Annotated in this window: 31 protein-coding genes; all 31 read right to left on the bottom strand. The window is 39.9% G+C overall.

Translation table 11 applies throughout. The features are described 5' to 3' along the window. Nucleotides 1-43: 43 nt before the first annotated feature. Nucleotides 44-586 (bottom strand): hypothetical protein, encoded by a 543-nt coding sequence (locus tag QM524_RS11800; RefSeq protein ID WP_283344755.1) that lies wholly within the window; start codon nt 584-586, stop codon nt 44-46. After that, complete coding sequence (locus QM524_RS11795; protein WP_283344754.1) at nt 586-1,959, bottom strand: hypothetical protein; 1,374 nt, start codon at nt 1,957-1,959, stop codon at nt 586-588. The genes QM524_RS11800 and QM524_RS11795 overlap by 1 nt, the downstream gene beginning before the upstream one ends. Further along, nucleotides 1,956-4,031, bottom strand: a complete 2,076-nt coding sequence (locus tag QM524_RS11790) for a DUF5977 domain-containing protein (protein WP_283344753.1) — start codon at nt 4,029-4,031, stop codon at nt 1,956-1,958. The genes QM524_RS11795 and QM524_RS11790 overlap by 4 nt, the downstream gene beginning before the upstream one ends. Before the next feature lies 1 nt (nt 4,032). After that, nucleotides 4,033-4,509: a hypothetical protein gene (locus QM524_RS11785; protein ID WP_283344752.1), complete on the bottom strand. Its 477-nt coding sequence runs from the start codon at nt 4,507-4,509 to the stop codon at nt 4,033-4,035. A gap of 17 nt (nt 4,510-4,526) precedes the next feature. Continuing rightward, nucleotides 4,527-5,357 (bottom strand): hypothetical protein, encoded by an 831-nt coding sequence (locus QM524_RS11780; protein ID WP_283344751.1) that lies wholly within the window; start codon nt 5,355-5,357, stop codon nt 4,527-4,529. Then, a complete protein-coding gene (locus tag QM524_RS11775) occupies nt 5,351-5,743 on the bottom strand; it encodes a hypothetical protein (protein WP_283344750.1) in 393 nt (130 codons plus the stop codon). Before QM524_RS11775 ends, QM524_RS11780 begins: the two co-directional genes overlap by 7 nt. Continuing rightward, nucleotides 5,740-6,018, bottom strand: a complete 279-nt coding sequence (locus QM524_RS11770; RefSeq protein ID WP_283344749.1) for a hypothetical protein — start codon at nt 6,016-6,018, stop codon at nt 5,740-5,742. The genes QM524_RS11775 and QM524_RS11770 overlap by 4 nt, the downstream gene beginning before the upstream one ends. 1 nt (nt 6,019) lies before the next feature. Continuing rightward, nucleotides 6,020-6,304, bottom strand: a complete 285-nt coding sequence (locus QM524_RS11765) for a hypothetical protein (protein WP_283344748.1) — start codon at nt 6,302-6,304, stop codon at nt 6,020-6,022. A gap of 37 nt (nt 6,305-6,341) precedes the next feature. Then, complete coding sequence (locus QM524_RS11760; protein ID WP_283344747.1) at nt 6,342-6,662, bottom strand: hypothetical protein; 321 nt, start codon at nt 6,660-6,662, stop codon at nt 6,342-6,344. Next, nucleotides 6,640-7,281 carry a glycoside hydrolase family 108 protein gene (locus QM524_RS11755; protein ID WP_283344746.1) on the bottom strand — a complete coding sequence of 214 codons (642 nt, stop codon included), beginning with the start codon at nt 7,279-7,281 and terminating at the stop codon, nt 6,640-6,642. The genes QM524_RS11760 and QM524_RS11755 overlap by 23 nt, the downstream gene beginning before the upstream one ends. 16 nt (nt 7,282-7,297) lie before the next feature. Further along, nucleotides 7,298-8,272 (bottom strand): DUF6712 family protein, encoded by a 975-nt coding sequence (locus QM524_RS11750; RefSeq protein ID WP_283344745.1) that lies wholly within the window; start codon nt 8,270-8,272, stop codon nt 7,298-7,300. Nucleotides 8,273-8,274: 2 nt separating this feature from the next. Beyond that, a complete protein-coding gene (locus tag QM524_RS11745) occupies nt 8,275-8,469 on the bottom strand; it encodes a hypothetical protein (protein ID WP_166549113.1) in 195 nt (64 codons plus the stop codon). A gap of 1 nt (nt 8,470) precedes the next feature. Then, on the bottom strand, nt 8,471-9,766 hold the full coding sequence (locus QM524_RS11740) for a hypothetical protein (protein ID WP_283344744.1): 1,296 nt from the start codon (nt 9,764-9,766) through the stop codon (nt 8,471-8,473). A 10-nt stretch (nt 9,767-9,776) separates the two neighbouring features. Continuing rightward, nucleotides 9,777-10,121, bottom strand: a complete 345-nt coding sequence (locus QM524_RS11735; RefSeq protein ID WP_283344743.1) for a hypothetical protein — start codon at nt 10,119-10,121, stop codon at nt 9,777-9,779. 215 nt (nt 10,122-10,336) lie between these two features. Then, complete coding sequence (locus QM524_RS11730; protein ID WP_283344742.1) at nt 10,337-11,884, bottom strand: hypothetical protein; 1,548 nt, start codon at nt 11,882-11,884, stop codon at nt 10,337-10,339. Then, entirely contained in the window at nt 11,859-12,386 is a 528-nt protein-coding gene (locus tag QM524_RS11725; RefSeq protein ID WP_283344741.1) for a hypothetical protein, read from the bottom strand. The genes QM524_RS11730 and QM524_RS11725 overlap by 26 nt, the downstream gene beginning before the upstream one ends. A gap of 70 nt (nt 12,387-12,456) precedes the next feature. Then, nucleotides 12,457-13,482: a S1 family peptidase gene (locus QM524_RS11720; protein ID WP_283344740.1), complete on the bottom strand. Its 1,026-nt coding sequence runs from the start codon at nt 13,480-13,482 to the stop codon at nt 12,457-12,459. Nucleotides 13,483-13,515: 33 nt separating this feature from the next. Continuing rightward, nucleotides 13,516-14,091 carry an AAA family ATPase gene (locus tag QM524_RS11715; protein WP_283344739.1) on the bottom strand — a complete coding sequence of 192 codons (576 nt, stop codon included), beginning with the start codon at nt 14,089-14,091 and terminating at the stop codon, nt 13,516-13,518. After that, entirely contained in the window at nt 14,088-14,297 is a 210-nt protein-coding gene (locus tag QM524_RS11710; protein WP_283344738.1) for a SymE family type I addiction module toxin, read from the bottom strand. The genes QM524_RS11715 and QM524_RS11710 overlap by 4 nt, the downstream gene beginning before the upstream one ends. Nucleotides 14,298-14,356: 59 nt before the next feature. Continuing rightward, complete coding sequence (locus tag QM524_RS11705) at nt 14,357-14,521, bottom strand: hypothetical protein (protein ID WP_283344737.1); 165 nt, start codon at nt 14,519-14,521, stop codon at nt 14,357-14,359. 293 nt (nt 14,522-14,814) lie between these two features. Next, nucleotides 14,815-15,591, bottom strand: a complete 777-nt coding sequence (locus QM524_RS11700; RefSeq protein ID WP_283344736.1) for an N-6 DNA methylase — start codon at nt 15,589-15,591, stop codon at nt 14,815-14,817. Between the two features lie 38 nt (nt 15,592-15,629). Continuing rightward, complete coding sequence (locus QM524_RS11695; RefSeq protein WP_283344735.1) at nt 15,630-16,325, bottom strand: hypothetical protein; 696 nt, start codon at nt 16,323-16,325, stop codon at nt 15,630-15,632. 126 nt (nt 16,326-16,451) lie between these two features. Continuing rightward, nucleotides 16,452-16,964: a hypothetical protein gene (locus QM524_RS11690; RefSeq protein WP_283344734.1), complete on the bottom strand. Its 513-nt coding sequence runs from the start codon at nt 16,962-16,964 to the stop codon at nt 16,452-16,454. 2 nt (nt 16,965-16,966) lie between these two features. Beyond that, nucleotides 16,967-17,908 (bottom strand): hypothetical protein, encoded by a 942-nt coding sequence (locus tag QM524_RS11685; RefSeq protein ID WP_283344733.1) that lies wholly within the window; start codon nt 17,906-17,908, stop codon nt 16,967-16,969. Nucleotides 17,909-17,923: 15 nt separating this feature from the next. Continuing rightward, a complete protein-coding gene (locus QM524_RS11680) occupies nt 17,924-18,655 on the bottom strand; it encodes a GREB1-related protein (RefSeq protein ID WP_283344732.1) in 732 nt (243 codons plus the stop codon). Then, on the bottom strand, nt 18,646-19,266 hold the full coding sequence (locus tag QM524_RS11675; RefSeq protein ID WP_283344731.1) for a ParB N-terminal domain-containing protein: 621 nt from the start codon (nt 19,264-19,266) through the stop codon (nt 18,646-18,648). Before QM524_RS11675 ends, QM524_RS11680 begins: the two co-directional genes overlap by 10 nt. A 7-nt stretch (nt 19,267-19,273) precedes the next feature. Next, the gene (locus tag QM524_RS11670; RefSeq protein WP_283344730.1) at nt 19,274-19,969 is read right to left on the bottom strand and encodes a hypothetical protein; all 696 of its coding nucleotides are present in this window, start codon (nt 19,967-19,969) and stop codon (nt 19,274-19,276) included. 15 nt (nt 19,970-19,984) lie between these two features. Continuing rightward, nucleotides 19,985-20,641 carry a hypothetical protein gene (locus tag QM524_RS11665; RefSeq protein WP_283344729.1) on the bottom strand — a complete coding sequence of 219 codons (657 nt, stop codon included), beginning with the start codon at nt 20,639-20,641 and terminating at the stop codon, nt 19,985-19,987. A 21-nt stretch (nt 20,642-20,662) separates the two neighbouring features. Continuing rightward, on the bottom strand, nt 20,663-20,884 hold the full coding sequence (locus QM524_RS11660; RefSeq protein WP_166549098.1) for a hypothetical protein: 222 nt from the start codon (nt 20,882-20,884) through the stop codon (nt 20,663-20,665). A gap of 200 nt (nt 20,885-21,084) precedes the next feature. Continuing rightward, a complete protein-coding gene (locus QM524_RS11655; RefSeq protein WP_283344728.1) occupies nt 21,085-21,579 on the bottom strand; it encodes a hypothetical protein in 495 nt (164 codons plus the stop codon). A 49-nt stretch (nt 21,580-21,628) separates the two neighbouring features. Beyond that, nucleotides 21,629-21,799, bottom strand: coding sequence for a hypothetical protein (locus QM524_RS11650; protein WP_283344727.1), 171 nt, complete (start codon nt 21,797-21,799; stop codon nt 21,629-21,631). Nucleotides 21,800-21,816: the final 17 nt, after the last annotated feature.

Raw genomic sequence — 21,816 nt, 5'->3', positions numbered from 1 at the left:
ATAACTGGACTAAAAGAAATAGGCAATGTTAATGTTGCCTATTCTAGTTTATTTCCATCTTCTTTGCAATCTCTGAGGTAATTAACTCCGCAATAGCTCCCTGCATCCTTCTCCTCACATCCCTCACAAACATTGACCTTCCTTTGTTGTACCAGCCGTCGCCACGACGTCTTACTGTTCCTCTGTTTACTCGATTGTATGCCATTGCGTAGGCTAGGCGGTTGATTGCTACGCTTGTGATGGGCATTCGTTTCGCTCCGTAGTACCCAGGGATTCCATTGAAATCTGATAAGCCTTTAAAAGCGATAAATTTTTTTAGCCCTTCAATCAATGCTCCTTCAGGGTCGGGTTTGCCCCCTCTGAACTGCATCGTTTTTAGATCCAAAAATCTTCCGTAATGATGGAAACTGATTTTTACCTCAGCGTACAGCTCACTTGCCACAACAATCACTGATTTTTTGAACTGTTCGTGTAGCTCATTGGTAAGCACCAAACCCCGTTCTTTGATAAATCGTTGGAAATACAAGACGGCAGCATCTTGTATTTCGTTTAGCTCTGTTTCGAAAAGTTTTTCTAATTCTTCCATCAATAAACACGGTAAGCAGTGCCAATACAGCCTTGAGAGAGGTTGTGTAAAGGACACTCGATTTGGTCAAATAAATAATTTACTCCGTTGATATGTACCTTTTGGTCGGGTGTCCATTGTGCCAAATCACTTTCAGTTAGGTACAAGGTTACTGGGGGTATGATAAAGGTGTTTTGGTTGAGCCATTCTTCTTCTTGGTAATAGCGATTGAAAAGCCCATTAGAAGTATTCCAAAAAAGCTCAAGGGAATTAGTTTCTGCTTTTGCCAAGGGAATACCATTTTGTAAACCACTCCATTGTAAAATCCTTGGACTAAATGTTTTGTCGTTTTGCCCTGCTGTGATGCCCTGTTGGAGGGTATAAGGGAGACCGTTAACCGTAGGGAGGGTACTCCAAACAGTTTCGATTTTGGTGATATCCTCACTGGCTCCTGTACTTAGGTAGCTTTCAAGAGGCATAAGTTTTGTGACGCCGTCGTCCGAATCTTCGGTAAATAGTAACTCCAAACCAGATGATCCAAATGGAATTTTACCTTTGATGGGGCTTGCCTTTTTGCTCCAGTCCAAGGTACATTCAGATTGGTAAATACTTTTTCGGGTTTTGAACTGGAGGGTACGATTAGGTACATCAAAGAACAGCGCCGAATTGGTAAGCTTGGCAAACTCCATTAAAAATTGCCCTACTGTTAAATCTGGTAAATGATTTTGCGGTAAAATCGCTCCCAAAGAATCAAGGCTTTGTGTGTTATAGATAATCCAATGGTTGATTTCGGGTGTATCGAAACTAAAAACAAAGCCTGTGAGTGAGGCTATTTGTTCGAGAATATACCTGACAAAAAACATGGGCACTTTTGGCCCGGTGGTATAGCCATTGTTATACTCATTGATTTTGCCGTTGAACCCTTCAGGGGGATTTTGATAAAATTCGGGAGACCAAATACAGGGAAATACAAAACCGCCATTTTGGTAGGTATTGGTAAGGGTATTGTTGTAATTGGTCGGTAAAGCAATGCCTCCAAAGTCGATGCTTCTTAAACTTTTGGTTCTGATATTGCCAAAAGCATCTGCCAAACCAGACGTGTAAGCCAGTCGATAATTATCAATCGCCTCCATTGGTAGCACGTAACCACGAGTAAGCATATTGGTATTTACATATTGCTCACAGTACATTCGTTGGATGGCCGTGGCTGACTGTGGATGCCTAAAATATCCTAAAATCCTATCGTTTTGTAAGGTAAAAGGTAAGCTGATTTCCTCGGCATAATCGCCAATAATTTCATCTCGCTGAAACACCGGACTTTTTCGCACAAGGTTGATGGCTGTATCTGGAGAAACGTCTACCGTTTGCCCAGCAATTTTTATGAGTAGTTTCATAGGGTTTCGAACAAGACAAAAACTTTAGCTTGAGAGGGAATAGCTACAGAGATTTGATAGATATATGCACCTTCACCTGCTTGGAATTCGGCTGGAGTTATGGTTTTGGTTGCTAAAGAAGTTCCGTTTGCATAAATCTTCACTCTTACCGATTTATCCCAACCATAAATAGTCAACATATAAGACTCACCACACGGCAGTAAAATATCATTTTTACCCACAGGATACACCTTGGAATTTGGGTTGGTATTGTTCTGAATCGCCCAGTGGTTACCAAATACCAAATCGGCATTATTGCCCGAAGCCGCACCAAGACCACCGTTAATTTGACAGTTCATAGTACTAGGTTTGGTTACATAGCGGTAATTGAACTGATTGACTGGTGGTTGTGGATTTATGGTATAAAATTCTGGCGCCGCAAGACACGAAGCATACAGGTTGGCGTATTCTTGCGTATTGAGAAATGCCCATCTTGCTTTAGCTCGGTTGTCTGCTTCCTCTTGAGACTGTCCGCCAAAGGTATTAGCTGGTACAGTTATCGTGGCGTAATCTCCGTAACTGTTGATACAATTGTTACGGGTATAAGTGCCTTTTTGAGCAATTACAGTGTTTTTAAAGGGTGCATTGCCAGCGCTACAAGCCGAAGAAAGGGCAGGAGCAAAGTACCCTTCAGTGCCAGGGAAATTATCTTTAGGAGGAACACCCTTAACCTTTTCACCAGTGTCTTTATACGCCAAAACCAATTGCGAAGCTGCCTGAAAACCCGTAGTCAGACCCGTTTCGGGGTCATAGATACAGTACGGATTTGAAGGAATCCATACCAGCTCACGGGTGGTTTGTTGGGGAGCTGTAGGTAGGTCAGAAAAAGCATTTTCGGTTTTGGCAAATTCAAATTCAAAAGTACGTCCAGCCAAATCCTCATTGTCTTGCGTATAATCGTAGGCATCACTATTGAGCGTAACAGGAATAAAGTCATCGTTTGACACCAAATAGATTTCTTTGGCAAACATCAGCTCGTTTAGATAGGCGGTTTGGTCGCCATCAAAATAGCCTGTATTGAGATTGAGTACCTTTTTGCCCGTGATTTCGGTTACAAATACTTCAGCACTCGAAGCCTGATAATTGCTTTCGAGTACTTTTTCGCCCTTGGTACGGTTGACCTTGAGGCTTCCTTGACCCGTTCCAGTGGTTCGGATAGTATCATAACCTCCCAAAGAATTGACAAAAATGACATACTTCTTATTAGGGAAATACTGGGTTTCGAGGGTGTAAGTTCTTATTTCTGTCAAGCGCTGGTTGACATCATTGCTTAACCATACTTGATAATCCACTACTTTTTTGGTGCCAGTTTCGAGCAAATCAAGCCCCAAGGTTACAAATCCTACAGGGATACAGTAAACGGTGTATTGGGTAGGATTTACCAGAAATTGAGGTGTGAGAACAGTAGTGTTGCCATCCGAAAAACTCACTTCTACCCGAATATTGACTTTGCTAGGTTTTGGGAGCAGATTACAAAGCCAGTATAAGAATTCAGGTTGTTCTCGGTCAATAGTTTTTTCCCTGGGATGGAACGTTAAAAATGGTTTGTTCTGGTCAAAATAATTGGTAAAAAAGTTGTCTTTCCAGCCAGGGTATTGATCGGCGCTTAAACCTGCTTTGATGGCAAAAAGTGTATCTGAAGTAGAAACAGTACCTAGTACCCCAGTATTATTTTTGATAGCGCTTTTGACTTTAAAAGGTATCGTCATGGAGGCGCAAACCATGATTTGGGTTTGGTTGTACTTGGGTGGGCAATAAGACAATAACCCATCCAAAATAGAATCAATCTCGAAATCAGTCCCATAATAAAAAGGCGCACCCGATAACATTTGCATGGGGCGTTCGCTGGCCACACGCTCAGCAAGCTTGACAAATTCGGCAGATTGGTAAGCTTTGGGCGTATGAATTTCGATATAGGTCAATAGGCCAGCTCTAAGGGTAACCAATGGGTCGAAGGCATCCACATGATAGGTAAGCTTATTTCTACTAAAACATAAAGGTAGGTGACTGATTCCAGTAGCAAGTGAATCCATACTAGTTACAATTACAATGGTTAAAAATCTTGTCGATGTTGTAGGTAAAAATGATTTCGTTACGCCAGCCCATCGCGTTGGAGTTGGTGATTTTAGAAACTTGATGCAGTTTGTTTTCTATGATTCCACACTCAAACCAGTCCGAATTTTCTACATTAGCTTCCTGCTCCTTGAGTTTCGAGAAGAAACGAATGCTCGCATCGAGGGTTTCGCTCCAAATAGCATCTTGTTCTACAGGGTCGTTGGAGTTTGGTTTCATGAGTACAGTCACACCCAGAGCAAAGGAGATATTCATGATATCGTATTCGATAGGTTGCAATACTCCTTCTGAAGTATCCAAAAAGAGACAAGCGCCTGGCGCGTAATTGCTGGTATAATACTTCTGAATACGCTCAATGATAAATTCGGCTGAGCCTACATGACGAAAATCCACTATGCCCGTAGTGGATTTTGCTTGAGCCTCTAAAAAGGCTAACATTTGGGAAAAGTTTGATATCATGATTTGAGTCTTTGGGCTTCCATTAAACGTTCTTGTTCTTTTGCCTCAAGGGTATCATCAAGGCATTTGGTCCATACGAGGTGTACATTTTGGTGACAAACCGCCTCGAAATTGCCAAAAGTTCCTTTTTCGGCTACAGACATGAGCATGGTGACCCATCCCATCCCGTTTTCGTATCGAGGCGCACGCCCATCGTCACCCATCATATTGGCATAGGATTCTAAAAACAGGGTGTTTTGAGATTCGAAATACTGGAGTAAAGCGATTTTGATACCGATATCTAGGCTTTTAAATTCCTTGGCACGAGCTTTTACCCGTTGACCATTGTATGGTTCTCTGATATCACCGTCCCAGTCCTTGGATAATTGGAAATCGTGGAGATCGTTACGAGCAGGACGGCACAAGGTTGCCAGTAATTCGTCGAGCGCATCGAGATTTGGTTCATCAGGATTGGCAAAAGCTAGGTACTGCATATTTGCCCAAGCAACGTCCACCGCATCAGAATTCGCAAAGCTTTCTTCAAAAACATAGTAGGTAATTCCCTGGTGTTTGAATTCGGCAAAAGGTCTTTCGACTATCTTTTGTTCAAAAGCAAAACGGGCAATTTTTACCAAGGCTTGGTATTGCTGGACTTCCAAGGTTAGTTCGTTCCAGAACTGAGGACTACAACCCAAGAGGATAAAAACAGCATATTCCTGTTCCGTTTCGGTGATGTCTTCTACTTTCCAGTGTATCAGAGGAGAGAGTTTGGCGATTTGCTCAAGAGAACATTCCTCCCAGCGTTCGGGCATATCAAACTCCCATGCGTTGAATTGAACCTTTACCATAAACCTACAATTTTGAGAACTATCACCGCTCGATACGCCCAAACCTCGATGGTTTTTAAGACCGTTTTGGTTTTGGACTTCTTGAGGGCTTGTTGTTGAAGGATATCCACATTAACTCTTTCAGCTATTTCAACTTTCTGGTAGCTAATGATGGTGTCTTTTAGGGCAATAACCGAATCACGAATGATTAACTGTTTCTTGAGAAAATCAGCCTCCATTTTGGCTTTGAGGACATCCTTGGCACCCTGTTCGGTCAAGACATAATACCCTTTTGGAAGGAGCTGACGAAGACTATCGGTAGTTGTACGCTGAGTCGATTGCGCTTTGCAGGTTGTTGCCAGACATCCTATCAATAAAATCACTTTTACGCTTAAATTGAGCTTCATCGTTTTGCTTTGTCTTTGATAAATCTTCGAGTTTCTTTTCGGCTGAAGTAGCCTTTTGGTGCGCCTGCTCTGCTTGAGTGCGGTGCTGTTTGGCTGTTTGCTGTAAGATCTGAACTTGAGACGATTTCACACGCTGGCATTTGTTTAGGATAATTATCGACAGGATAATCGTTGCCAAAATGAACAGCTTGTATTTGATAGCCCAGTTTTTTACAGAGTTCCCAAAGCCAAACAGCCTCGCTGTCGTTTGGGAGGTCAATAGTGATTCGAGCCATTTCATCTCAAATACCCCTTTTCGGCTTTTTCGGAGGTGGCATCCACAATGGCTTTGGTGGTGTAGTCCACTGTGAGCTGTGAAACCAAGGCAGTGAGCAAACCGCTAATCCAAACGGATTTGTCACCCACTAAAAGTAACCAGTCAGGAAGCTCCATTTGTGCTTGGAGTTGGGCGATACTTGCACCGATGGCAGCCAATACCAGGGAAATATTTCGGATGGTTCGGAAAATGGACGGGGTAGGAGAAGTAAGTCTCTCGATAACACCCAAATTTTGATTGAGCATACAAGCAATAGGATTAAAAGATGGAACAGTTTGAGCCCTAACGCCTAGCTATCCGCTTGCGGTTGAGTATGGCATCGTTTTGCTCAATGAGTTTACTCATTTCATAGTTTTGCTCCGAAATACGCTTGGCCAATAAACGGTTCTCGATAATTACCGTTTTGTAGGCTGCCACGCAGGTATCGCAAAGCCCTTCAGAATGAGTGTCGATACTGTCGATAGTCTTACGAATCGTAGCGATTTGGGTAATTTTTTGGACAGAATCTTTGTGAGGATTAGTGCTTTTTACGGTATCATTTAGCGAACCGAAAAAGGTAAAAGCGCAAAAAATAAAGGCGCTAAAGAGCAATGTAATTTTCATCGGTATGAGCGTTTTTTAGTGTAGAAATTCGGTTTAACCAGCCTTTTAAAAACTTTCGTTGAGTACCTACCCCTATCTTTTTGTAATAATTGGATCGATACTGGTAAATGAACTTATAAAGCTTTGAAGGATTAGCCTTGTTGATGGCCTCAAGGGTTTTAGTTCCAATGATACCATCCGCCTTTAGACCGAGATATTTTTGGATAGTCTTGACGTGTACGTGGTTTCGACCAGTCCCGCAGTTGATTATCATATCGCCTATGATTTCGGCAACTCCTTGGTTATGGACTTCACTAAGCCGATGGAATTCCCAGTATCGAGTAAGATAAATCGGCTTGACATCGAGCAGGGTCGTTATCCGTAAATCATTTACCTCCAGTTTACCGTTTTTGTCTTTATCGCAACTGATAAGAATTAGTGTAGTACGATTGCACCAATTTTTGTACACCGCGTAGGTGATTCCAAACTTGGTGGCACCTCCTTTATCGTATTGAACCATGACAAAGTAATATCCTTCAGCTTGAATCAATCGAGGAAAATACAGGTCAAAAACAGAGGCAAAGCCATTGAGATTTAATAATAAAACTAGGGAGAACAGGGCAATAAGTTTTTTAAACATGGTGTAGAAAAATTTACTATTTCATCCTAAAAATTGATTTATACTTGCTGTTGTCGGGTAGTCGCCCACGTTCTGGCTTGTACGCTGGTTGATTCGCAAAATCGGCGAAGGTTGTTACATTCTTCGATAAAAAGCCTATCAAATCGTTGTACGCCCCATCGGTTCGGTTTTGAATACCCCGTTTGTATTCTGCCCAAAGTTTCTCATCGGGTGCTTTGGTGTTGTTGATACCGTCAAACTCACTCAAGACTCTCAAGGACCCATTGCCGAGCTGTACCACATTCAAAAAAAGTAAGGCTTCTTCATACGCTGCCCAAGCGATATATTGCTTGAGTAATCGACAAGCATTGACCAATACCTCATCGGTGGCGTTGTTGATATGCGCTTGTTTGATTTGTGCTAAAGTCGCCGCTCCCACCACTGGTAAAACCTTGGATACCTCAGCCCAAACAAAGTAGCGGTTGATACTAACGAACATCCTATACGAACCACCTACCAAGGGCAATACATCAGTAAGATGGGTGGCAGTTGGAAACCAAACACTTTTGAGCGATAAGCCGTAAGGAGTAGTCCAAAAAGCTTGGTAAGTAGTCTTATTCTTGAAAAGCTCCAGTAAAACTGATTCTAGTGCATTCGAGGCGTTTTCAATCGTTTCTCTCTGGCGTTTTTCAAGTACCCCGATTCTCAAAGGTTTGGTATTATCGGATTCGGTTTCTTGTAAACCGTTGTCGCTATCCAAGCCGATGGAGTAGGGCAAATACTTGTGATACGCATAAAATGCCAAAGCTCTGCGGACAAACGGTAATATTGGGTTAGCCTCATTATTTTGTGCTTGTGCTTCCAAAATTGCCCAGTATTCAGCTCCCAAAGCTTTGACCAAGTAATCTTGTTGCGCCAGCTCAAGGTATGGTTTTAAAGAATCAAAGGTGAAATCAGAGGAAATGGCTCTTCCTAAAAATGCCCTCATTTCCTGTGTGGATTTGATTAGCATGATTAAAATAGTTTATCGAAGAACCCACCAAATAATAATAAGATAAGGTCAATCCCAAAGTAGACGCAAGTACCCATAATAACACCAGCCGCATTGATTACGGAAATGTCACCACGTTTTACCTGTACTCGTGTTCCTATCCAAATGACCGTAAGGATTATAATTCTTAACACAATCCAAATAATTTGTGCTACCATCTTAAGAGGCGTTTGAGGTGGTTTTCTGCGTTCCCGTTGGGTTTACATCCAAGGTTTGCAGAATGATATTTTTATAAGCAAAAACTACATTGTTGGGCAATTCCAACACAGGTTTGATTTTGCGGTTGAGTACTCGCAGAATCATTTGGCGTTCGCGTGGAGTTCGGTACTGTTGTTGGAACTCCGCCGAAACACGAAGTTCCGAGCCTGAGCCACCCATTACCTTACCATTGGAAACCCCTGCAATGTTAGATAATATTGATGAGGCGTTTGAAATCGCTAACATCACAATCTCGTACAGCTTGAGATACTCGTCACCTTTAATACCACGTTCTACGGGAACAATCTCGATGTACGGGGTTAACTTTCCATCGGGCCCCACGGCACATTCATCAGCAAGCATTCGGTTTGAGCCTTGTTCTCCACTTAAAAGCGAATCTACATTTTCCCAAAACTCCTCTCTAAAGGCATCTTCACCACCTTCATATTCAGCGCCGAACTTGCTAAAGTACTCACTAGCAACACGAACGATATTGGCAGCGTTGTACTGGGTATCTAGCCCATTGATATGAAAATCCCAAAGACGATTCGCAATGGAAATGGCTTTTTGGACTGGCCACCACGTCGCATAGCTGTAATAAAATTGTCCTGTTTGGGTTCGCTTCACGTGCATGATATACTCACCTTGTTTGCTCAAGTCAGTATCCAACTTGAGGGAAGGTGTGGCGATGATATCCTTTTGTGAATTACTCGCCCATTCTCCACTAATCAGATAATTTTGGACAGCTCCCAATTTGAGTTCCTTGTCTGCCCGACACAAAAGCGGGTCAATGGCAGTGATTAACGGGACTTTATCCTTTTCAATGCTCACATTAGTAAATAGGTTTGCCGTATCTACTATATGGCATCCAGCCGATTCGTTGAACTCGCTGAGGTCGTTTTTCTGGACAAAATCATGGAGTTTTTTATATTTCTCCGTTTCAATCGGGGTTAAAATCTCCGTTCCCTTATCAAAAGTTTGCTCGAAAACTCCAATACCTGCACCAAAAAGAAAGTCCTTTCTAGCTTCCAGTAGGTTGATTAAGTCGCTATTGGAGGCAAGCAAGTCCATCATTTCATTGGGCTTTTTGTTGTTCATTCCCCAGGGAAATATCTGATAGCTTTTCTCGCCAACCTTGACGTTTTTCTTTACTTGAGTTGAGCCATTGCCAACGTTGGAATCCGAACGAGTTCCAACATTGACAGTAGCTTTTCTTTCATGGGAGCTAAATACAGCTTTCCCGACTGAATTTATCATAGGTGTACAACTAAAAACGATGGTCAATAGACTCGCCATTGAAGGCAATAATGCCACAGGCATGAATTTCGAATTTTCCGACAGTGGGGTGCCATAAATACCATTTCCCAGCTACACGGTTTTCATGTTTGATAGAGCTTAAATCTCTTTTACTATCAGGGTTTGGATTTGAGGGTCTTCTACTACAGCCCTTTTTTTCTCCAAATGTTCCATCGACTTTGGTATAAATCAAATCGAAAGTGTCTGGGAAGCCTGAGCCTTTTCCCGCCATTTGGTACTGATGATAAGCATCTTTGAAATACATACGAATGCCGTTTTGATGATTCAAAGTTGGGATTTGAATCAAAAAAATCATAGGACAAAACTTTTAGGGGCGAAATAGGGGAGGATTTGAGCGGAATTCTACTCTACAAAAGGGTGATAAACTTGATAGTCAGGAATTTAGCCCCGTGTATGGGGCTAAAAATTCTACTCTTTTCACAATTCCATGCTCGCACAGGGACAAAATGGCGTGCGCCAAAAAGATTTTTGGGAATATATGAAACCTGTAACTGAGTAACGCCAAAAAATTTAGCTCGCCTTCTTGAATAGGAAGGGTCTGGCTTTGGCGCTGATGTAGGAAAGATATTTTGAGAACTTTCTAAACATAATATAATCGAATGTATCGCTTAAGTGTGTGGCGAACTCTTGAGGAATGTCTTTCTTTTCAGAGCTTTTATCTTTCTCAAAGTTGTCTCCAACAATTGGCGCATCTTGTAAAGACATAACCATGGCTTTAGCAGACCAGCCATTGATAAGGATGGTAGGTACCTTTGCTATAGTACCTTTTAGTATCTCATTAACTAGCTTATAGCGTATGTTGTAAGGTGGATACCCTGTTTGTACCTCATCAAATATCACCCATTTATCCTTACGGAAGGCCGTTTTTATATCCTCAAAATAGGGCTTTCTATTAGCGTCCTTTTTAGAGCCTCCATTATCACCATATAAAACAACCCGCTTATTGTGGTGATTTTTGTACCTCGTAATAAGGTCATTTGTGAGCTTGTTTACTAAGAGTCCGTCTGGAGCTTCCTTGACCCAAAGCACATCGATACACTTAAATTCATTGCCGAAATCTTGCCAAACAGAGACTGAAGTAAATTTGGCGTTAAAGTCCCAGCTAATTTCCAGAGGTCTATTGGGGTCGTAATCTAGCCTTTCATAGTCCATGTAAACGTGTCTGTCCGAAAAGGCTGAATAAAAAGAGTTTGGATTTTTTGTTCTTCTTTTATTCAAAATCTCGACATCAAAACTGAGTGGATCCAAAACCTCTCTTTGGTCTTCGATATAATTCCCTGGTAAAAACATGAGATTGTCATACGCTGAACCCTGCATATAGTGATATTTGTAGGGTTTTTGTTGAGCCAAATCTTCAGTTTTGTAAATCCATCTTCCTTCTGCGAGCCAAGGAGCAGAGGTAAAATCAATAATTGCCCAGTGTAGCGGATGGTTAAAGCCTTTCCTTTCTGGTCTTGTGTCTTGGTAAGCGTATTTGTTTGCTCTTACTGTTGGACGCAAGACTTTATTAAAGATTTCCTCTTTGATGGTTGCTGATTCATCAATAAATAACTGGTCAAGGCTTGTACCTCTTTTGGCTTGTATTTGTCCTACAGATAAGAAATCGACGGTATATCCATTGGCGAAACAAATACAGTTATCATATTTTCGAAGAGGATATTTGGCTTTTTGCCAATGCTCTGGTGGACGTTGATTGACGGTGTAGCAACCAGTACCTGTCTTTGAATTGTATTCTTCGTATCCCCAAGCTTTGAATACTTCAGCCGATTGGCTCAGGATGATATCAGAAACTTGGCGCAGGGTTAAACCCACCAATCCCGCACGTGCGCCTGGCAGCTCACTGGCAGATAGAGCAATAATATGACAGAGTAGATGGCTTTTCCCAAACCCACGACCACATTGAGCGGTAGCACGCCAGCCACCAGTGAAACCCCAACCTCGTGGGTCTTTGGGGTCGGGTGTGTCTGCTAGGTTGTTGAGAAAGGCTTCCAGAAAGTCCGCTTGTTTGTTATTTAGCAGGATTTCGGACGTATTACTCAAGTTCGATTGTGTCTGCATTTTCTTCTGGTGTAGATTGATAGTTGTTGTTTACCGTTACCCGATTGAAGACAATTTGGCGTTTTGGCATCAAATCGGCAGGGTTGAGCTGTGGTTGATCGGAGTAAACATTGGATAGTTTACCAATTTCTTTTACCGAAGCAATTACCGCATGGGCATCACGTTCTTTGATGGCAAGACTCATGGCGATATAGAGGTTTTCGACTAAAATACGCTTGGTACCTTCCTTGTCTATTTCCTCAACACGCCCGTAGAGTTCTGTTGCTTCTTGAAGGATTCTAGCTGCTTGGGCATACTGAGTACCATCATCTTGCATGAGCATCTGTTTTACGTGTTGAGGTGAAAACCCTTTACAACGCCAACTAAAGGCTTTACGGTATTTTTCGAGCATGGTTTGCTCTGACGGAGAGAGTTTGCCTCTACCTAGTAGGTAATCTTTGTACTTGTCTAGCTTATCTTGAGTTTTGGCCAGACTCTGTTCTTTTTTCTGAAGTTCTTCCATAGGTGTAATAAAAAAGTCCGCCATAAATGTATGACGGACTTTGTAAATGATATAGGACAATATTTAATACTTACAAATAGTTGAATTTTTCTGAAATAAAATCCATGATGATCTTGCTTGGAATTGCAGCATAATAAGGTAGTTTACTGTTCTTATACCACTCTTGTTCTTCTAATTGTTGTGTAATGATTCCTAAAACATTTCCGTAACTATTAACAACAGGGCCACCACTATTCCCTGGATTTGTCTTTGCACTAAAAATAAAAAAGTCAAGATTATTGTATGTCTGGACAATGCTGTTTATTTCACCTTTATGAAGAAGTAGATAGCTATCTCTTGTGAATGGTACAGGAGGGTATCCTATTGTAAGTATTTCTGAAAGTAAAACTAAATCGTTACTAAGTTTAAAAGCTACGGCATCACCATAACTGTCTAATTTAACTATAGATAAATCTCTTTTCTCACAATATATCAGGTTATTAACAGTGTATTCATGATTATCAATATCAAAAACCTTAAAATTGGATATTTTAGAACCAGTTACGTGAAAATTACTTATTAAAAAGGTTTTATTTAAAAAAGTACACAAAAAGGCATTTCCTATATTAGTGTTAGAATCATCATCCTTAATATCAATCTTAAAAACGGACTTATTATACGTTTTTGCAACATAATTAAATCCTAGAACTTTTGAAAGTAGCATGTGTTTATCGTTGAGAAATTTAGCTATAGGAACACAAGCTTTATAATATCGTTCTCTAGGAGTCATATTATAGTGATCTGTAATTTGAATTATATGATTAGATTCAAATCTATTTAGAATCCGATTTATTAAATCATCGGGGATTCCATTTGGGTATAATTTGATTCTATCTTTTTCTTCGTAACAATTAAATACGTAGTGCATATAGTCTGAGCAACTGAAATACCCAAACGCTAATCTTGCTTCGTAATTAATGTTTAATTTAGCAATTGGATCTGTTAAAACATAAGCTTTTATCCTTTCAAAGAGTTGTGGATTATTTGCTTCTGAAGTAAAAAAATTAAAAACATCGATTATAATATCGGTTTTTGTAGATAAGACTAATTCCTCCATCGTAATTTTTTATTTAAAGTTATTGAATAAAATTTACTCAAACAACTTCAACCCACCACCTTTACTCTCAATGGCATCCTTTGCTAAGTCTCGATAGGCTTCTTCGCTTAGCTGTGGTTCGTGGGGTTCTAGTAGCGTTCCTTCTTCGAAAAAGTGACCGAAGCCTCTCCCTAATCTTCTGCCTCGTTCGGTGTGTTTGTCCAGGGCGACGTCTGGGACTTGTATTCTTCTGAAGGGATGAGTGAGCCATGCCCATATCAATGCCCAATCTATCAATCTACTCTTTTTGGCTCGACAGAGCTTGATTACTGCATGGGTTAGGAACAGCCTTTGTGGCTCGTTCTTATCGTCTTTCTTTTTGGCTTGTTCGCGATACATTTCGTATAAAGCCCAAATCTCTGAAGAGATATTTGGTTCGGCAAGTCCTATATCTTCGCTTGACATTATCCTGAGACGCTTAAAGCACCATTCTCCGTAACCGCTATCATAGAGCTCCACTGCCCAGAACAAAGCTTCACGTTCCAAACCTCTTCTGATACATTTTTGGAGGGCAGATATTACTTCACTGCCCTCATAGCCTTTCTTGGTTGTTATTTTATGTTGACTCATACTGTTGCAATCTTGATTAGGGCATGACCACCCTCTAATTTTTCAAATGAAATGTTGACTGTTTCGCCGATTTTGAAGCCTGCTTCTCTGAGATATTCACCCGATATCACAATCTTTGGTACTCGGCTTTCTTTCCAACGGCTTCGTACATATCGCCTAGAAATTTTGATATTTCTAGCTTTTTGGTTTAAATTTGAGCTGTTCATTATTGTAATGTATTTTACAGTAATTAAAAGCCCAAGCTCGTCCCTTGGGCTTTTTGATTTTAGAATAGTGTTGTTTGTTCGTCCTTTTTAAAAAGTGGCAAATCGCTGTTACGTTTCTGCTCTGATTTGCGCTTGGTTACTTTTACTTGATAATTTCCCACAAGCTCTAGGAATAACTTTTGCTCTGCTGGTGACATTTTTTCGAAATCTCTGCGCTTCATCATTTTCTGCCTCCTTTCATTGATTTGTAAACTTGAGATTCAGTAAGTAGATTTTTGGCGATTTGCCAACTTACTTTTAAGGATAGCGAAAAGCTGATTAGCCCATCTCTAAATAGTTTCCAAGCTCGCTTCATTAGCTTCTGGAAGTCGTACGTTTTACTGTCTTTTTTGTTCATTATTGTATTGATTATCAGTTAATTATATTGTTTTAACTGATGTAAATTTCTCCCGACAGAACGGATATAAAAAGCGTTTTCCCATTTATTTTTTTAAATAAAATACTGATTTTCAATGGTTTAGAAAAGGCTCATTTGCCCGTTGTTTAAAACCTTCGCTTCAGTTTTCGCTGGTACAAATTCACCTCTAGGTGCTACCTTGGTTTGGGCTTTAGTCGGTTTTACATAAAAGTAACTATCCTCGAATTTTTCGATTTTTATCAGGGTTGGATGCCCTATGCTGTTGAGGTAGGTATTGATTTTGTAACCAAAGCGCCATTCGTATGCAATAGAATCCATGCACGAAACTTCACCCACACAACCATGTACTAGCATATTGATGGCGGTCATTTTGGTACAAATAGGGTCAATGTCTGCACCGAACTGAAAATTCCCTGGAGCTTTAGCGTGTGAAGCAATCAACATCCTTCCTGAGCCACAACATGGATCCAGAACTTTCTGCTTTTGACCAGTAGTGTGAGTTTGTTTGAGCATTACCATTAAATCCACAATAGATGGTGGTGTAAAGAATTGCCCCATCGCTGAGGACTTCCATCGGCTCGCTATGGTTTCGTAAATAATGCCCAGGGTATCGTACCAGTCGATATCAGAATGAATACAACCATATTGGCAGGACATATAGGCTTGAAGGAGCTCTTTGAATAGTTTATATTCTGCACCGTACTTCTTTTGCAGGCGGTTGGCCAGTTCTTTGTCGCCAGTGGTGAGAAAACACGCAATGGTAAAATCTAAAAAATCACTGAAAACTTCGTTGTAGCTACTGTGACGGTAGGCAATCTTGTCGAGTATTTCCGCAAACTCCTTGAGTTCTTTAGGGACGTCTTGAATGAGGCTCATGGGCAATAAAAAAGCCCCTCGGTCGAGGGGCTTTGGTCTTAGAATGGTACGTCTTCGGTTTGGATGGTTTGTGTAAAAGTGTTGGCTTTAATCAGGTGTTCTGCGTAGTAGTCTTTTAGCGCAAAGGATGTGAGTTCTTTAAAGCGATTTTCTAGGGCTTTAACTTTCTGTGCCGCTGGTGAGCTGTAGGTATTACGACGATAAATTCTGACAAACTCCAATGCATCATCGATGCTAATTTCAAGCTCGTACAGGTGGTTCATTTCTTGGATTTGAACATCGAGGTTTAAACCTTCTTTGTTAAACCAAGACTTTGATACATCGGCTAACCAATTCTTATCGCCCCAACGTTCGAAATCAGTTTTTGGGAATGGTTTTAAATACTCGTTGATAACGCTGTTTTTATCGAGCCAAGCATTTTCCTCAGTTTTGGCAGATTGCCAGAGCTGGGCAATTTCTAAAGGGTTTTGAGAATGTTCGAACAAATAATCTGCTAATTGTTCCTGTGACATTAAATCACTGATTTCGGTAGTAAGGTAGGAGAGGTGCGAAACTGAGTAGATATTCATGGTAGCGCAAATCAATTTATCGAGGGTATTGATGTGCATTTTGCGACCTACCTGTGTAGCCCAAGCTTTGTATTCCGCTTCGGTTTTTCCAGTGTTTTGGATGTAGCGCTCAAGGTTAGTTTGAACCTTTGATTTGTCTTTGATTTCCGTCGTCTGAGTGTTCATTATTGTATGATTTTACAGTTAATTGTTTGATTTATTGTACTGTAAAAATCTCCCGACAGAACGGATTACAGAAAAAAAAAGCCTGCTATTATGGCAGGCTGAGGCAGTTATTTTGGCAAGAATCCTTTAAGGTTGAGTTCTCTGTAATAGGGGTTTAATAACCCATCCATAAAAACCTACAATAGTAAAAATAGTACCTAAAATTATTAAAAAAGTGGAGTATCTCCCAAATGACTCTGCTTGGCTTTCAAGCTCAATAATTCTTTGTTTATTACCTTTTAGCTCTATTTCTTTGACTGAAATACTATCAATTAATATTTTATTAAGTTGCGATTTTTTTTTTATTTCATAAAATTGATTTTTTAATTTCAGAAACTTTTTGGAATTGCGGTTCTTAACTTTACTTAATTCTAAATTAATTTCATTTGTTTTAGTTGTTATCTTATTTACCTCATCACTCAAGTTCTGAATTTGGAGATTTAACAGTTCAATTTTTGTATTATGTTCTACTATTTGGAGTTTATTCTGATTTTTTTTGTCTTCAGGGTAAAAAATTGCACAGACAATCATTACTAACCCAAGGGTTAAGGAAAACTTGTTGGGATTTTCACCGGTTATAAAATTTAAAATTCCTTCCATAACTATTTGAATTTGTCATTTTCAATATTGTCAAGAATTACCTCATTCTTTTTGTAAGAGTGTACTGTTGAATCTAATAACGCCTTGTTAATTTCGACAAATTTTGAAACAGGCTTACCGTTAACTTCATGATGAGTATCGTCAGCTCTTCCGCAACTACACAACGTAATAATTAAACATAATGTTGCCAAACTTATTCCTCCTGGAACATTAAAAGTAATTGTACCCTTTGATTGTAGGTTCACTTTAATTGAACTTTCGTCAATGTTCTCACCCAATTCAAAAAAATCATTAATTGTTTGAAGTAAGGAATTATTTTGTTGCATTAACTCTAACAAGTCATTCAGATTTATATTACCTTCTTGATTCACATGCAATACAAAATTTCCTGTATTATTCTTGAAATAAAATGAAGACATCACTCTGTCGATATAATTTGCATATTTGGTTATTTGGCTTATCGAATGTTGACTAATCTTTATTTCGTAGAATTTAGACTCTAGTTCCGACATGGGTTTTACAATAACCCAATCAATTTTTCTTCTTTTCAAATATTCACAATCATCGTTTGGATCTAGTACTGTATAAATGGAGTCATCGGCAACTATACCAAATGCCAATCTGGATGAAGAATGACTTGGAATAATAACCACATCCCCTTTATTTAAGTTGTGGAATCTCATGAGCTTATTATAATCGCGAGTTGCTTTACTTTTTCCTCTCGATTTAGTTAAGTCGTATTTTTTTTCAAGTGCAATTTTTTGTTGAACCTCAGATGGTGAAAGAAATATCAAGTCTTCGTGATAAATGAAATTCCACCCTATACCTATAAATCCATTATTATAAAATGTTTCAAAATGATATCCACTGTCAGTCCTTACAAACCAATAATTAATATCTGGGTCAATAACTTTTAAATTATCAAGAAAACTCGTTAGTTCCATTATAAAGGTTTTTGATTAAAACGGTAATTTCAAACTTTTTTGGTACTCATGTCCTTTGCCAGGACTTTTTCTTAAAGTAACAATTTCTTTTCCAAAAACACTTTGTAAGTACTCGAAATCTTTTTTTTCGGCATCGATGTTCCTGAATTCTGCCAAACCACCTCTATTGACAAAGGTATCTTGTTGGGCAAAATAAAAACGGCTGTCCTTATAGGCTCCACGGTGATAGTAGGCATTGAGACAGGAGATCCAATAATCTTCGTTACAGATGATATCAGGATTGTACCAAAGTTTTGAGCCACTTAGCACGCCGTGCGCACAACCTGTAAAATAGCCTTTGAGCTGAATCGGATTAAACGGGTCAAAAGCTATGGGGCTTGGAGCGTTGGAAAACCCAAACAAATAAAACCCAGCTTCTCGACAAGCTTGGGCAGTTATTTGGATAATATCGTAAGCTGTTTCAGGTTCTACATTGGTTTTCTCACCCTTTTCACTGTACACTCTACGCATGGCCTTTATATCATCATCGAGCATAAAGACGCTGCCAAAGTGTTTGATAATCCAGTCTCGTTTGAGTGCCAGACCCTTTACCGAATCAGGATGAGTAACTATTTCGGTGTTGGGGTGGTGTTCTTGATAGAGTTCTCTTTGAGATTCTTCTACGCATAAAATCGTATTGTCTACAGCCTTGTGAGTCAATACACGTTCCCAGCGTTTGTGGGATGGAATAACCAATTTTACTTCCATAGCTCAATGACTTTTTTAGCGTCCAACACATGACTTACCCCAACGTTTGAGCTTTTATAGCATTGCATCCTATCGATGCCAAAACGTTCTGCCAAAAAGTTCTCGTCGATTTCGTTGGTGCAGACAATCACAAAAGCGGTGTACTTTTCTGACATTTTCTGCACAATGGGTAGTTCGGGTTTAGCATCAACAGTTGCCTCTTTCTCGTGAATCTTGGCGATGGCATCGAGTTGGATACCATAATCCTCCAGCTCCACTACTTCAGCAAAATGTTCTGCTAGCATTTCGCCAACAAAATCACCCTTAAGGGCATTCGAAATAATGTTATATTCCTTATACTCCTGTTCGGTGAGCTTACGGTTTGGTTTACGAACGTCTGCCAGCTCGTCGCCGAAGCCAGTGGCTATCTTTACAGAGTGACGCTGGTGACCAGCAATAATCATATTATCGAAATCCAGTACAGGGATTTCGACATCGCCAAACTTCTCATAGCTTTCACGAAGCTTCTGTTTGGTCTTTACGGACATCTTACGAGGATTATGCTCGTAAGGAATCATATCACGCCAGGCGATACGCTCAACGTGCCATTCTAGTTTTGTTGGTGTAGACATATTGACATTATATTAACTTTTCTAACATTTGACCAATTACACGGTCTAATAAATGGTATACTTGATGTGTGCTTACTATTGAGTTTTCATCTATTTCTCGGTAAACCTCAGAATTATTTACGATGGCTCTACACATTATCTTCATGTCCGGAAGTGAGATAAATATTATTCCATGAGTGAAAATATTTCTATTTGCTATAAATCTATCATAATATTCAAAAAAAGCTTCTCTTTTTTCCAGAGTCTCAAATTCAGCAATACTCTGGAATTTTCTGTCATTTTCGATTATGTATTTCAAAATATTGAATAGCTGCCTAAAAGTTAATTTGTTAAAATTGTGTAATACATTGTATTTAGCAATTTCTTGTGTTGCTTTATCACGCTTTCTAAAAAAACTTTTGTATTTCCGATTCAAAAAATATTGATTGATAAGTCTCCTTAATCTATCAAAGTTAACTTCTGCTAACCGATTAATTTTCCCAACACTATAACAAAGGTCTTCGTATATTTTGATATTATCATCTTTGATATGCTCATTAATATAGTAGTCGATCCGGGTTATATTTTCAGTATCAAATTGTTCTTGTGAATATATTACAGGTATGATAATGGTATCTACTATAATACCAGATTCATCTGTTTTGGTTTGAGTGTAAGTAATTTCGGCCGTTAAGTTTTCGGGATTAATATATATTTCTTTCATGCTTTGGATTTGTTTTTATGATTGAGTAATTCTCTCCAACTCCTCCTTATAAATCAAAAGCTGCTTTTGCCATTCCATCATTTTTTGCTCTACTTTATGAAAGCGCACGTGCTTGGTGGGGTCGGCTATCTTTTTTTCTAGTTTAAGGATTTGGTCTCTGATTTGTTTACGCTTTTGTTGGAGTTCAAATTTTTCGAGCGGCTCCGAGCTGCTTTGAACAGGTGCTTGAGGCTCTTGAGGTAAATAACCGTTTCGCTCCAAGAATTTCTTTTTGTCCCATACATCCTCTACTTGTCTGCGCAAAGTCAAGGCATTTTGCATTAAGCCGTACACATTTTGCTTTGAGTCCTGTTGATAGGCTGCCACCAGTTGGTTACTGGCTATAGCCTGTTCGTCGCTAAGCTGCTTGGCTTGCTTGGACAAAGCTGCTTGAGTTTCCTGATAAGACGTACCCACCAATGGAAGCACCTCCAAAGCTGCTTGCTTGGGCGCTTGAGTAATAGGGGTTTGTGCGGTCTGTTCAGATGGATATCCTTGCTTTGCCAATCTCAAGGTATTGAGACGATCCGTAGCCTGGTCTATTTCGGACTGAGTACAGCGGTTTGCCTTGAATAAAGTTTTTTTGAGATTCAGTGCCAATTCGGCCTGCAAGATTTCGGTGTCAAGATTCATAGTATAGAAAAATCTAAGTCCCTACTCACATGAGCCACCGATAGCCTCTAAAAATTCGGTTATGACTTGGCGATAATATACAGCTTGATGGTCGGTAGTAGGGTCAATTAGGAAGTGCTCAGATACAACGTAGTCGTTTTGGGCTAGATAGGAAATAAGGGCTTCTTGTAGTGTAGATACCGAAACGCCACTATTTTCTAGGTGGTCTTCTAAACTATCGAAATGTTCTGGAGCAGGTATCATAAAAAAGCCGATTGGTCTCTGCTAACATTAGTACCGAAATACCTCCATCACCGTACTTACAACGGCAAGCCAATCGGCAAGACCTTGCCGATTGGAGATATTTCGAAAATGTAAATAATGTTAGCGTTGCAAATATACAAGGTTTCTGTTTTTTACAAACAAAAAAACCTAACAAGCGTATAGCCTATTAGGTTTTGATTTTATGCTTGAGTTGCTGGAGCTTCAGGAGGTGTTGGGTTTTCACCTGTTGGTGGGTCTCCTTCAGGAGCTGTAGCTTCTGAAGTTGGCGGAGCTGTTTCCTGTACTGGCTTTTTCTCTTGAGCTGTGGTAGCTGGTGGAGTCGCTTCCTGTACTGATGTTTTCTCTTGAGCCGTGGTAGTTGGCGGAGCTGTTTCCTGTACCTGTGTTTCTTCTTGAGCTGTGGTAGTTGGTCGCATCGCTTCCAAACGCTGCTTCATTTCTTCCTGAAGCTGTTCTTGTTCTAGCCTTTTCTCTTCAGCTTTTTGCGATTCAATTTCCTCATCGCTCATGCCTTCATATATCTTGGTCGATTCCAGATGCAGTTTGGTTTGCTTTAATTGGTTCTGAGCCAATGCCAACAATGATACCGCAAACTCTCTTCCATAGACACTCTCCAAGCTCTTTTGGGCTTTGGCTACATCTGCCACCGCCTTTTCAATTTCCTTGATATTCATTTTGATAAAGTGTTAATAGGGTGGGATACCCCAAATAGACAACGATTTACTAAGCTTCCTTAATATACTGAAGGATGTTTTCATCCTTGGTCTTAAGAAGACGCTCAGCCTCTTCGTCAGTCATTTCTTCAGGGTCAAGAACAATAGTTCCGATACTGCTTTCAAACTTGAGCTTGCCCTTTTCGGGTAAGTTGACAAGTTTATATTTTTTTAGAGCCATCTTTTAAAATGCTAAAA

Origin of the sequence: Flectobacillus roseus (assembly GCF_030056595.1) — a bacterium.
GTDB lineage: Bacteria > Bacteroidota > Bacteroidia > Cytophagales > Spirosomataceae > Flectobacillus > Flectobacillus roseus.
The sequence above is the reverse complement of the archived record's forward strand: the minus strand, read 5'-3'. Positions and strand labels throughout refer to the sequence as shown.

Excerpts from the sequence above, each read along its gene's own strand:
- QM524_RS11790 (WP_283344753.1), bottom strand. The coding sequence starts at position 4,031 with ATGGATTCACTTGCTACTGGAATCAGTCACCTACCTTTATGTTTTAGT.
- QM524_RS11770 (WP_283344749.1), bottom strand. The coding sequence starts at position 6,018 with ATGGCTCGAATCACTATTGACCTCCCAAACGACAGCGAGGCTGTTTGG.
- QM524_RS11740 (WP_283344744.1), bottom strand. The coding sequence starts at position 9,766 with ATGATAAATTCAGTCGGGAAAGCTGTATTTAGCTCCCATGAAAGAAAA.
- QM524_RS11690 (WP_283344734.1), bottom strand. The coding sequence starts at position 16,964 with ATGGAAGGAATTTTAAATTTTATAACCGGTGAAAATCCCAACAAGTTT.
- QM524_RS11685 (WP_283344733.1), bottom strand. The coding sequence starts at position 17,908 with ATGGAACTAACGAGTTTTCTTGATAATTTAAAAGTTATTGACCCAGAT.
- QM524_RS11785 (WP_283344752.1), bottom strand. The coding sequence starts at position 4,509 with ATGTTAGCCTTTTTAGAGGCTCAAGCAAAATCCACTACGGGCATAGTG.
- QM524_RS11720 (WP_283344740.1), bottom strand. The coding sequence starts at position 13,482 with ATGGAGGAATTAGTCTTATCTACAAAAACCGATATTATAATCGATGTT.
- QM524_RS11650 (WP_283344727.1), bottom strand. The coding sequence starts at position 21,799 with ATGGCTCTAAAAAAATATAAACTTGTCAACTTACCCGAAAAGGGCAAG.
- QM524_RS11730 (WP_283344742.1), bottom strand. The coding sequence starts at position 11,884 with ATGCAGACACAATCGAACTTGAGTAATACGTCCGAAATCCTGCTAAAT.
- QM524_RS11775 (WP_283344750.1), bottom strand. The coding sequence starts at position 5,743 with ATGAAGCTCAATTTAAGCGTAAAAGTGATTTTATTGATAGGATGTCTG.
- QM524_RS11670 (WP_283344730.1), bottom strand. The coding sequence starts at position 19,969 with ATGAAAGAAATATATATTAATCCCGAAAACTTAACGGCCGAAATTACT.
- QM524_RS11705 (WP_283344737.1), bottom strand. The coding sequence starts at position 14,521 with ATGATGAAGCGCAGAGATTTCGAAAAAATGTCACCAGCAGAGCAAAAG.
- QM524_RS11710 (WP_283344738.1), bottom strand. The coding sequence starts at position 14,297 with ATGAACAGCTCAAATTTAAACCAAAAAGCTAGAAATATCAAAATTTCT.
- QM524_RS11745 (WP_166549113.1), bottom strand. The coding sequence starts at position 8,469 with ATGGTAGCACAAATTATTTGGATTGTGTTAAGAATTATAATCCTTACG.
- QM524_RS11695 (WP_283344735.1), bottom strand. The coding sequence starts at position 16,325 with ATGAACACTCAGACGACGGAAATCAAAGACAAATCAAAGGTTCAAACT.
- QM524_RS11765 (WP_283344748.1), bottom strand. The coding sequence starts at position 6,304 with ATGCTCAATCAAAATTTGGGTGTTATCGAGAGACTTACTTCTCCTACC.
- QM524_RS11725 (WP_283344741.1), bottom strand. The coding sequence starts at position 12,386 with ATGGAAGAACTTCAGAAAAAAGAACAGAGTCTGGCCAAAACTCAAGAT.
- QM524_RS11715 (WP_283344739.1), bottom strand. The coding sequence starts at position 14,091 with ATGAGTCAACATAAAATAACAACCAAGAAAGGCTATGAGGGCAGTGAA.
- QM524_RS11800 (WP_283344755.1), bottom strand. The coding sequence starts at position 586 with ATGGAAGAATTAGAAAAACTTTTCGAAACAGAGCTAAACGAAATACAA.
- QM524_RS11680 (WP_283344732.1), bottom strand. The coding sequence starts at position 18,655 with ATGGAAGTAAAATTGGTTATTCCATCCCACAAACGCTGGGAACGTGTA.
- QM524_RS11755 (WP_283344746.1), bottom strand. The coding sequence starts at position 7,281 with ATGTTTAAAAAACTTATTGCCCTGTTCTCCCTAGTTTTATTATTAAAT.
- QM524_RS11780 (WP_283344751.1), bottom strand. The coding sequence starts at position 5,357 with ATGGTAAAGGTTCAATTCAACGCATGGGAGTTTGATATGCCCGAACGC.
- QM524_RS11795 (WP_283344754.1), bottom strand. The coding sequence starts at position 1,959 with ATGAAACTACTCATAAAAATTGCTGGGCAAACGGTAGACGTTTCTCCA.
- QM524_RS11655 (WP_283344728.1), bottom strand. The coding sequence starts at position 21,579 with ATGAATATCAAGGAAATTGAAAAGGCGGTGGCAGATGTAGCCAAAGCC.
- QM524_RS11665 (WP_283344729.1), bottom strand. The coding sequence starts at position 20,641 with ATGAATCTTGACACCGAAATCTTGCAGGCCGAATTGGCACTGAATCTC.
- QM524_RS11675 (WP_283344731.1), bottom strand. The coding sequence starts at position 19,266 with ATGTCTACACCAACAAAACTAGAATGGCACGTTGAGCGTATCGCCTGG.
- QM524_RS11760 (WP_283344747.1), bottom strand. The coding sequence starts at position 6,662 with ATGAAAATTACATTGCTCTTTAGCGCCTTTATTTTTTGCGCTTTTACC.
- QM524_RS11735 (WP_283344743.1), bottom strand. The coding sequence starts at position 10,121 with ATGATTTTTTTGATTCAAATCCCAACTTTGAATCATCAAAACGGCATT.
- QM524_RS11700 (WP_283344736.1), bottom strand. The coding sequence starts at position 15,591 with ATGAGCCTCATTCAAGACGTCCCTAAAGAACTCAAGGAGTTTGCGGAA.
- QM524_RS11660 (WP_166549098.1), bottom strand. The coding sequence starts at position 20,884 with ATGATACCTGCTCCAGAACATTTCGATAGTTTAGAAGACCACCTAGAA.
- QM524_RS11750 (WP_283344745.1), bottom strand. The coding sequence starts at position 8,272 with ATGCTAATCAAATCCACACAGGAAATGAGGGCATTTTTAGGAAGAGCC.